Genomic DNA, 4,347 nt, shown 5'->3' with positions numbered 1-4,347 from the left:
CGGTAATATGCAAAGCTATTTAGATAATCACAAAAAATTCTATTTTTGTAGAGTGAGCATAACGGGATAACAAACTGGCAGTTTGTTATTAGTGAAATGGTTAAAACGGAATGAAAAATTTCGGAAAAACCAATTAGTGAAAGCACGATGAAAGAATAGTCCACTTCCTTTGAAAACGGTAAGTCTGTTTCCATGGTTTAAATGGTGGAGAAGTCAAAACAACAATAAAAATGTTAATTTGTTTTAGAATATATTTAATTAAGGATATGTATATGGGTGAAGTGGAATCAAATAGAGTGTCAGTAAAAGAGAGAACAAAATGGACCGATGCTGTGAAAGATTTAAGGCACAGCGGTTTGATGAGTAAGGTGAATATTCCAAACTTATCCCAATTAGGAAAGATAGATGCTGTTAAACTAAAAGACCTCGTGGATAAATTATTTCATGAAGGATACCAGCCTCGGAAAGTTATCTTTTTAAACAAAGACAGGTTTTTTGTTGCGCAAGATTTTGCTACAGGGACGAATCTTTATTCTTTACCTAAAGGAACGAAAGTGTCGTATGCATACCGTATGCAGCATCCTGATGGAAGGACATATCCCGTTCCTTATGTGGGATACAAATATGCGCTTTTGCTTTTTTACAGAAATTATCTTGATGGAAAAACTGACCCAAACTCATTAGGAATAACAGACGATTTATTTAATACAATGGTATGCTCAGCAAAAAGTATATGTGAAAAACATTCAAGCCTGTATCGAGAAGTTAATGATGTTAAAGATGAAAGCCTCAACGGTTATGATGACACAAGTTTAATACAGCAGGCGGTAACCAATATAAGAAGAAATAAAATTTAGTAAAAATATTTTTGATAAGGTATTTTAACATTAATGTCATCCGTTCGTCAGTTATCCCGCTAATTATATGCCGCTATCTATTGTTTGATTCAATGTAATTGTTTATCTGTTTTTCATCGTTTGGATGAAAAGGAGTTAAACATGGTGCTATTAAAAAACAGAAAATATAGAAAAGGGTTCTCTCTGCTTGAGCTAATATTGGTTTTAGGTGTTATTGCAGGGTTGATTGTCAGTGCGTTTATGATTTACCCCAAGGCTCAGGCAGCACAGCGTGCAGAGATTGAAGTAAAAAATATTACAGCAATTGTGTCTGGAATAAATGCTATTTATGGCTCCAGTCCTAATTATACAGGCATCAATGCAAGAACATTAATTGACGCGAAAATCATACCAAGCCAAATGAGAGTTGGGAATACTTATCAGGTGGTTAATATATGGAAAGGACCCGTAAATTTTAGTTATGGGATGAGTAATTTTTCTATTACATACGGTAATGTTCCTTCTGTTGAGTGCGCCAAGATAGTGTTAGCAACGGCATCCATGTTTTCAAGTATATCTGTTGGCGATAATGAAGGTTATGATGAAGAAGGTAATGAAGTCGGAACCAGTGGTACTGTGAATCAGGGCGCTAAAAATATCGATGAAATCACTAAGTATTGTTCTAATGAAAGCAATGTTATTACATTCGGTTATTGATGTGATTATTCATTATTTTACTTTCTATCACTGTGATAATAAATTGAATTTACCCTGTAAGTAAAATGACGATGAAAATAACAAATCAAAAAGGGGTTTCCTTGCTAGAAATCACATTGGTGTTAAGTATCAGCACAACAATGGCTTTCATGAAGTTTCAGGACATGAAAATCGATCAGGAAAATATTATGGCGAATACAGTAGGCTCACAGATTAAGTAAATGGGTGAACCGGCCTAAAACTCGTTTTTAGGTCGGTAGCTGTTGATCAAGCCCTAGAGGGCGGGATAGTAAGTTAAGTATAATGGATAATGTTTGCTTTCCCAATAAAATGTATGAGCATATTAATTCATTCGGATTTTTTCAATTCTGAGTCTACAATCCGGTTAATGAATGGTGCTTTTTTTGCTAAATACTCTTTAATCCCTAGCTTGTTTGTTGATTCCAGTTCAAGTTTTAAATTTTGATACTCCTTTCGTAAATCTGCACTTTTTCTAAGAATATCTCGAAAACAGAGCATTCGAAATATTTGTTCATGTCCGTTTAAACATACATGTACTTTATGCGTACGTATGTCATTTATGTTACGACGGTAGAAATGATGCCCCTCTGAAAGGTTTTTCCCACGAACATACCCTAGAGATATCATTCCTATGTCAATGCTTATCTCGTCTCCATAGTCTGAAACTACTACTAAAAGATCTATTTCGGGCTTTGCCGATAATTCTGCAACTGCAGTGCTCCCGACATGGTGAATATTGATGACCTTGGAGCCAAACACTTTTTCAATACGAATTTTTTCTGCTATGAACATCTCTGACCATTGATTATTATGTTCTGAAATTTTACTCGTTAGAGTCATAAATACCTCTTAATATCATTTCAAGATGCTTTTTTTTGTAAATTTACAATCATTCTAGGTTTTAATTATTTTACCACTGCATATTTGTCTTGACAAATTATAAATTTTTTAAATCCAATTCCTTGAACCTTTTTTTTATTTTTGCTAATTAAGATGTATGTAAATAAAAAAGGACGGTGAAAATGAAAATAACAAATCAAAAAGGGTTTTCCCTATTGGAAATCACATTGGTGTTAGGTATCGGCACGGCAATGGCTTTCATGAAGTTTCAGGACATGAAAAGCGATCAAGAGAAAATAGTGACGAATACCGTTGGTGCTCAAATGAAACAGATGGGAGAAGCGGTTAATCGTTATATCAGTATCCGTTATGACAAACTTTCAACATTAACTTCAAGCAGCAGCCAGAGCAGCGATCCGGGACCAAGAACCTGTTCTGCTAATGGTTGTGAAATCACTTATCAAACATTAGTGAATGAAGGGCTGTTGCCTGTCAGTTATACCGGAATCAATGCGCAGAAATCATCTTATAAAATCATGTTAAAGCGCGATGGGAGTTCACCTAATTACGTTATTAACGGACTGGTTATCACCACATTGCCGTGGTCAGAAGGGAACCGTGTTCGCTATGACTTATTAGGCCGTGCTATGCAGGCGGCTGGCATTGATAGTGGTATGACGCAATCCGCAACGGTGGCATCGGGAACCGCTGGTCAATGGGCTGAGAATCAAAATAGCTACAGTGGGATTAATGCGGCGGGACTATTGGCCTACCGTGTAGGATACGATTCCTCAATGTATTCGGTTTACCTGCGTCGTGATGGCACACTCCCTATGACGGGTGATCTGAATATGGGCGGCCAGAGTATCAACAACGCCAAAGACATCACCGCATCGGGTGACGTGAACGCGACCTCATTTAATGGCACCTATGGGCGTTTTGCCAAGAACGTCAATGTGTCTGAGGATTTAAATGTTATTGGTTTTTCCACCTTCGGTAAGAACGTATCGATGAACAGCCAGCTTACGGTAAAAAATGGCATCAACTCTGAAAACTACATTTCAGCCAAAACCCAGAGCAGCAAACTTCAGATTGGTGGTGGTGGTACCAGCGATCCAAATATGATCCTGTTGAATGTATCTGGCGGAGCAGGTGATGGCTACCTTTCCCTGAATGGGAATAACAATTCCTCTGTTAAGCTGGATATCTGGGGAAGCCAGAGAGTGAGAGGCGACCTTACCTTATCGGGTTCAAATGATGGAAAAACGACAGGGGCCATTTCTGCGTCAGGAAACATCGCTTCATCAGGTACTGTTTCAGGGCAATATTTACAGCCCATATCTACCATTGTCTCTGGTGCGACATGTGTATCCCTCGGTGCAATCAGTAAAGACAGTGCTGGAGATATTTACTCTTGCTCTGACGGGACATGGAAAAAACCGTCATCAGATGTTGTTGTTGGTATTTATGGTATTTATAACGATCAAAATAATAATAAAAGTTGTTATTTTACAAATTCAGTCACAAAACAGTGCTCATGCAACAATAATCAATATCCAATGTTAATAAGTAGTTGGTCAAAAACAACAACTCATGGGGGAGGTGGAAATGGTTCAGGGTATGAAAGTACAGCTAACTGGAATATATATGCATGTGCCAGTAAATGATTTATTAATTCAAGGTTTGCAGTAAACTTAAATTTCTCATGTTCTTATTTATAGGTGTAAAAGTACTGGTTTGGTATTGCGTATATACCCTAAATAATTCGAGTTTCATGCAGGCAGTAAGAGAGGGTATCCCGATGAGTTTACTCAGGTAAGTGATTCGAGTGACTAAGCGCAGCCAACGCACATGCAACTTGAAGTATGACGGGTATATAGCTACCGCAGTAAAACATGGGGATGTTGTTTTTCATAGCAGCAGTGATATCAGC

4 protein-coding genes and 1 pseudogene are annotated in these 4,347 nt (G+C 37.5%); 4 read left to right on the top strand and 1 reads right to left on the bottom strand.

Going from position 1 to position 4,347, the window contains the following annotated elements; all coding sequences use genetic code 11:
• The first annotated feature begins 272 nt into the window (after positions 1-272).
• The 3 genes and pseudogenes from H0248_RS21180 to H0248_RS22565 all read left to right on the top strand — a co-directional run.
• Complete coding sequence (locus H0248_RS21180; RefSeq protein ID WP_180787380.1) at positions 273-857, top strand: hypothetical protein; 585 nt, start codon at positions 273-275, stop codon at positions 855-857.
• Positions 858-998: 141 nt separating this feature from the next.
• Positions 999-1,553 carry a type 4 pilus major pilin gene (locus H0248_RS21175; protein WP_180787379.1) on the top strand — a complete coding sequence of 185 codons (555 nt, stop codon included), beginning with the start codon at positions 999-1,001 and terminating at the stop codon, positions 1,551-1,553.
• Between the two features lie 71 nt (positions 1,554-1,624).
• A pseudogene (locus H0248_RS22565) lies at positions 1,625-1,771 on the top strand (shufflon system plasmid conjugative transfer pilus tip adhesin PilV); the annotation flags it as partial.
• 130 nt (positions 1,772-1,901) lie between these two features.
• On the opposite strand, the gene H0248_RS21170 reads toward H0248_RS22565, so the two are convergent.
• Entirely contained in the window at positions 1,902-2,414 is a 513-nt protein-coding gene (locus tag H0248_RS21170) for a GrpB family protein (protein ID WP_180787378.1), read from the bottom strand.
• 182 nt (positions 2,415-2,596) lie between these two features.
• Here H0248_RS21170 and H0248_RS21165 point away from each other — a divergent pair, with 182 nt between their 5' ends.
• Entirely contained in the window at positions 2,597-4,081 is a 1,485-nt protein-coding gene (locus H0248_RS21165) for a shufflon system plasmid conjugative transfer pilus tip adhesin PilV (protein WP_240346076.1), read from the top strand.
• Positions 4,082-4,347: the final 266 nt, after the last annotated feature.

The organism is Pectobacterium brasiliense, assembly GCF_013449685.1.
Taxonomy (GTDB): domain Bacteria; phylum Pseudomonadota; class Gammaproteobacteria; order Enterobacterales; family Enterobacteriaceae; genus Pectobacterium; species Pectobacterium brasiliense_A.
The sequence above is the reverse complement of the archived record's forward strand: the minus strand, read 5'-3'. Positions and strand labels throughout refer to the sequence as shown.

Bases quoted from the DNA above. Each gene is read 5' to 3' on its own strand.
- H0248_RS21180 (WP_180787380.1), top strand. From the start codon at position 273: ATGGGTGAAGTGGAATCAAATAGAGTGTCAGTAAAAGAGAGAACAAAA.
- H0248_RS21175 (WP_180787379.1), top strand. From the start codon at position 999: ATGGTGCTATTAAAAAACAGAAAATATAGAAAAGGGTTCTCTCTGCTT.
- H0248_RS21170 (WP_180787378.1), bottom strand. From the start codon at position 2,414: ATGACTCTAACGAGTAAAATTTCAGAACATAATAATCAATGGTCAGAG.
- H0248_RS21165 (WP_240346076.1), top strand. From the start codon at position 2,597: ATGAAAATAACAAATCAAAAAGGGTTTTCCCTATTGGAAATCACATTG.